A 3,553-nucleotide genomic window follows, 5' to 3' on the forward strand; every position below is an offset into this window, starting at 1 on the left:
GGGGGCGCGGGGGGCGGCCCCCACCCCGCCCCCGCGATCCGCGGGGGTTCGCCCCCCGGGGGGGGTTTGGGGGGCCCCCCCCCCCCCCAAACACCCCGTCCGGACAGGCCTAACGCCACCGGTACGGATCGTGGTCGCTCACCGCGAACACCGTCCCGTCCGGCGCCGCTCCGAACACCTTGCCCTCCGCCGCGACCGGCGCGGGCAGCAGCTCCAGATACCCCCGCCCGGCCCGCGTCAGCCGGGGTGAGGTCTGCCCGAGCAGCGCGCCGCGGACGGTGTCCACGGCCAGCAGCCGCCCGTCGGCCGCGGAGAAGTACAGCCGCTTGTCGGTGGCGACGAGCGGCGAACCGTTGGCCACGGCGGTGTCCAGCCGCCAGAGCTGACGGTCCGCGCCGACCGCCGTCAGCCCGCCGTCCGTCGACAGCAGGTACACCGCGTCACCCCGCGCCACGGAGCTCGCGGCGTTCAACGGCGCGCTGAGCCGCACCCGCGTCTCGCGCCGGGCGGCCGGGTCGTAGCGGACGACGGCCGAGACACGATTGTCGGTGTCCGCGGCCGTCAGCCAAAGCTCCCCGCCCGGGCCCGCGCCGACGGGCGTCAGGTCACCGTCCACCGTGCGCTGCCACAGCGACGTGCCCCGCACCGGATCGAGGGCGAGCACCTGGGTGCGGTGCCGCCCGGAGCCGTCCGGGGAGACGGCGTAGACGGGCCCGTTCCCGAAGGAGGAGAAGACGGGCCTGCGCTGCCCGGGGACGGCGTGGTGCCAGCGCTCCTTGTTGGTGGCGCCGTCGATCGCGGTGACGGTGCCGTCCCCCGCGACCAGCAGCACGGTGTCGCCCGCGTGGTAGACCCGCCCCGCGTACCCCGCCACGTGCCGGGTCCAGCGCGGGTCCCCCGAGGCGGGGTCGAGCGCCGTGAGCAGGCCCCCGTCCGGGGACAGGACGTGCACCAGGCCACCGGAGACGACGGGCGCGGCCGGAGCGCCCGTACCGCCGCGGCCGGCGGTATCCGGCTTCCGCCAGACGACCTTGCCGTCGGCGGGGTCGATCCGGGCCGCCTGCACCCCGGCCGCAGAGCAGTACAGCGCCGCCTTCCCGTACGCACAGAACCCGGCCCGGACCGTGCCCTCGCCCGCCGCGTCCGCCGGCACCGACGTCTCCCACGGCTGCCACTCGGCCCCGGCCGCGGTGGGCTCCACCCGCGGCGGCGGATCCAGCGCGTCCGCCCGGCTCAGCGCCCAGTACCCGCCCGCCCCCAGGGCCACGGCGGCCACAGCGGCGGCGACGAGCCACCGGGCACGACGCCGGGGCACGCCCCGCGCGGGAGCCGCGGCCCCGGGGTCGGCGCGCGGGGCCGGGACCCGCGCGCGCGTGGCGACGGCGTCGCGCGACACGGCGGACGGAACCGGCGGGCCCCCACGACCACCGCGACCGTCACAGGACTCACCGCCGTCACAGCTGTCATGGGGAGCGTGCGGCAGCCGGGCCATGATCGCGTCCGGGGTCGGGCGCTCGGCCGGATCCTTGGCCAGACAGGCGCGGATCAGCGGCACGAGATCGTCGGGCACCCCCGCGAGATCCGGCTCGTTGTGCACCACTTGGTACGCGACGATGTACGGGCTCTCCGATTCGAACGGCCCGCGCCCCGTCGCCGCGTGCACCAGCAGCGACGCCAGCGCGAACACATCGGCCGCGGGCCCCACCTCCCGCGGGCGCTGGAACTGCTCGGGCGCCATGAACGGCGGCGTCCCGATCAGCTTCCCGGTCTCGGTGCGCAGCTCACTGTCGTACGGGCGGGAGATGCCGAAGTCGATGACCTTCGGGCCGTCCTCGGCCAGCAGCACATTGCTCGGCTTCAGATCGCGGTGCACCACGCCCGCGCGGTGGATGTCGCGCAGCGCCTCCGCCAGACCGGCCGCCAGCCGGCGCACCTCGTCGGCAGCCATGGGACCGTTCCGCTTCACCCGCTTGGAGAGCGTGGGACCGGGAATGTAGAGCGTGGCCATCCAGGGCCGCCCGGCATCCGGATCCGCGTCCACGACCGGCGCGGTGAACGCACCGCTCACCAGCCGCGCCGCCGCGACCTCCTGCCGGAACCGCGCCCTGAACTCCGGATCCACCGCGTACTCGGCGTGCACCACCTTGACCGCGAGCCGCAGCCCCGACGCGGAGCGCGCCAGGTGGACCACGCCCATGCCACCGGAGCCGAGCCGCCCGTCCAACCGGTACTGACCGGCATAGACCGGATCCTCCGCTTCCGGGCCCGTGCCGGTTGCGCGCAGCGGCGGCATTCCCCCCACCCCCGTGTGTTTCGGCCGCTTACGGCGGCGGACGGAGCCTAATCGATGGCCCTGACGAAACCGGGGAGGCATGCCGCGCCTTGTAGCCTGCACATGCCATTCATGAAGAGCGCATGCGGCGGCGTCACCGCGCGCCGCGGGGGAGGGCCTCATGGCCGTCGATGAGATCAACGAGATCAACGAGAACGACCGGATCGATGAGAACGAGCGGATCGACGGGGACGGCGTGAGTGCCGAAGCCGCGTCGCTCTCGGCGCGGTCCGCCGGCACCATCTACTACCCGATCGCCCCCGGCGTGCAGGTCAACGTCCGCCGCGGACCCAACACCGGAAGCCAGATCGTCAAGGTCCTCGCGGCGGACTCCCGGGTCGCGATCCGCTGCCAGACCCGAGGCGAGACCGTCTCCGGCCCGTACGGCACGACCGACATCTGGGACAGCATCGCCCCCGGCCAGTACGTGTCCGACGCGTACGTCAAGACGGGCGCCGACGGATTCGTCACCATCCGCTGCTCCTGACCCGCGCGGCCTCTGCAACATCTGTCGTATCTCTCCCACCCCGTGGCCCGGGCCGTACGTCCGGCCCGGTGGCGATAATCGACGTATGAGCGATGAGCACGAGGCAGCGGGCCCGCAGCCGGAGCCGATCCGGTTCTTCGGTACGACCTGGGTCGACCACGACGGCGGTTACGCGCTGCGCCGGGTGGGGGCGGGCCTCGGCGCGCTGGTCGCGGCGGCGGTGGGGGCGTTCGCCCTGCGCTTCGGGTACGAGGGCCTGGCCGTCGCCAAGGTCGGCACCGTCGTGAACATGCTGGTGGTCATCGCCTTCGCGGTCTGCAGCTCGCTCGCCTTCCGCCGCACCTGGGAGGGGTTCGCGAACCGCCCCGACCCGGCGGCGGACCCGTCGGCGGAGAAGTCGATGCAGAGCATCCGGATGATCGGCTTCATCGGCTCCCTGGTCGCCTACGCCCTGCGCACGCTCACCGAGGCGCCGGGCGAGAAGATGCGCCGCCGGGAGTACGAGGAGGCCGTCGCCCGCTACCAGCGCCGCCGCACCACCCGCACGGGGAACCCGGCGGCCAAGGCGAAGGCCAAGGGCAAGCGGAAAAACCGATAGACACATGGCGCCACATGCGCCAGGAGTCGTGTAGTGTTCTCCGAGTTGCCACGGCGTCCGCGAGGACGGCGAGGCGGCCACTCACGCCGCACCGGCGGCAATCTCTACTGCACGGCCCCTTAACGGGATGGATTTC

At 74.0% G+C, this 3,553-nt stretch carries 3 protein-coding genes; 2 read left to right on the forward strand and 1 reads right to left on the reverse strand.

The window, feature by feature from the left end; all coding sequences use genetic code 11:
- Positions 1–109: 109 nt before the first annotated feature.
- Complete coding sequence (locus ABZ951_RS33620; RefSeq protein ID WP_344097871.1) at positions 110–2,293, reverse strand: PQQ-binding-like beta-propeller repeat protein; 2,184 nt, start codon at positions 2,291–2,293, stop codon at positions 110–112.
- 160 nt (positions 2,294–2,453) lie between these two features.
- On the opposite strand from ABZ951_RS33620, the gene ABZ951_RS33625 reads away from it, so the two are divergent.
- Positions 2,454–2,819, forward strand: coding sequence for an SH3 domain-containing protein (locus ABZ951_RS33625; RefSeq protein WP_344097869.1), 366 nt, complete (start codon positions 2,454–2,456; stop codon positions 2,817–2,819).
- 85 nt (positions 2,820–2,904) lie between these two features.
- Entirely contained in the window at positions 2,905–3,417 is a 513-nt protein-coding gene (locus tag ABZ951_RS33630) for a hypothetical protein (RefSeq protein ID WP_344097867.1), read from the forward strand.
- Positions 3,418–3,553 lie beyond the last annotated feature (136 nt).

It is taken from the genome of Streptomyces sp. NPDC046215, assembly GCF_040646215.1.
GTDB classification, from domain to species: Bacteria; Actinomycetota; Actinomycetes; order Streptomycetales; family Streptomycetaceae; genus Streptomyces; species Streptomyces stramineus.